Origin of the sequence: Nocardioides cremeus, assembly GCF_030518195.1 — a bacterium.
GTDB lineage: Bacteria > Actinomycetota > Actinomycetes > Propionibacteriales > Nocardioidaceae > Nocardioides > Nocardioides cremeus.
The window spans coordinates 1-234 of sequence record NZ_JAULSC010000391.1 but is presented as its reverse complement, the minus strand read 5'-3'; the positions used below and the strand labels follow the sequence as shown (position 1 = coordinate 234).

Sequence of the window (234 nt, the reverse complement as noted above, 5' to 3'; positions counted from 1 at the left end):
GCGACCGCGGTCACTGCCGACTCGTGCAACCCGTAGTCGGCGCCGCGCTCGTAGTCGACGACGCTCATCGCCTCCATCGGCAGCGCTGCGCTGTAGGTCTCGCGGTTCTGCGCCTCGTCGCGGGTGATCGCGATCCCCAGCGCGACGACGCCGGCCACGGTCGCCGCCACCGCCGCCACGGCCGGGACCGTGCGGCTGCGGTGCCGGGCGGCGTCGCGGGCCGCGAAGCGCAGC

At 76.1% G+C, this 234-nt stretch carries 1 protein-coding gene; it reads right to left on the bottom strand.

The annotated features are described in order from the left end of the window. A partial coding sequence (locus tag QWJ41_RS21450; protein WP_302710534.1) for a hypothetical protein occupies nt 1-234 on the bottom strand: 234 nt, incomplete at both ends.